We start from the raw sequence: 973 nt of genomic DNA on the forward strand, positions 1-973 counted from the left end.
AGGTTCTGTGTTTCCAACATCAAATAGATGTGCACCACACGTCATACAGAAATTTGCCTTTAGCGGACATTTTTTTCCACACTTCCAACAATGAATTGTCTCACCAGAATCAGGTTCTTCTTGAATCTCTGGTGTTTCTGTTTTTTCATCTAGTTGTAATCTTGTAAGATACTTTTCTTTCATCTTTTGTAGGTATCTCTTATCGCTCTCCCAGACAGTTTTACTTTCAATGTATGCCTGTTTGATGTGCTCTAGTCTGTATGGGTCACCAACGCCACGTTTGAGTAGCTCATTTACATCATCTACAACGTCATCTACTTCATCTGAGGCATCCAAGACTCGTTTCTTTTGTGGCAGTTATTCAAAATTGTTTCTTTTTGTTTCATTTTTCAGGGAAACTAGAAAAATACCAAATCATTCATCTAATCTAACTTGACTGAAGTTCATTTTCCTGCATCATTTAAGGCTGGATTAAGCCATATCACATTTGGATTAATTGTAGTCTTTTTTGTATTTCTAATTAACATAGAGTATTCTGCATTGGGGCTCTCTGAGCCATTTTTCCCAGTAACTGATCAAGTAAAGACATTCAATGATGTAATTTTTTGGGTTATAGTTGGACTATTAGGATTGGAGCTAGTTGTAGCCTATCTTGAGATTCGTGATGCAAAATATTTTCTAAAAAAATACTGGCTAGAGATAATCTTACTTGTACTAATGCCTATCTTTGTTGGATTCAAAGCACTCAAAATCACAATAAAGATTGTAAAGCAGATAAAAGTTTCAAAAACTGGATTTAAAATATTTCAAAAACTCAAAAAATCAAAGAAGAAATAACTACCACCAATGTCTTGGATGACAATCACATATGCATCCAGAAACACACTTCATTCTATTGCAATCCTCACACTGTTTTTGCTTTAGTAATGTAGTCATGTAACTCCAAACTTCGTATACACAATTTTGTTATTTA

2 protein-coding genes are annotated in these 973 nt (G+C 33.9%); one reads left to right on the forward strand and one right to left on the reverse strand.

The window, feature by feature from the left end; translation table 11 throughout:
- Window positions 1-336: zinc ribbon domain-containing protein (locus tag C6988_RS09815; RefSeq protein ID WP_182135100.1), on the reverse strand; the 336-nt coding region annotated here is incomplete at its 3' end.
- A gap of 96 nt (window positions 337-432) precedes the next feature.
- Here C6988_RS09815 and C6988_RS09820 point away from each other — a divergent pair.
- Entirely contained in the window at window positions 433-837 is a 405-nt protein-coding gene (locus C6988_RS09820; RefSeq protein ID WP_182135102.1) for a hypothetical protein, read from the forward strand.
- Window positions 838-973: the final 136 nt, after the last annotated feature.

This window comes from Nitrosopumilus sp. b1 (assembly GCF_014078545.1).
GTDB lineage: Archaea > Thermoproteota > Nitrososphaeria > Nitrososphaerales > Nitrosopumilaceae > PXYB01.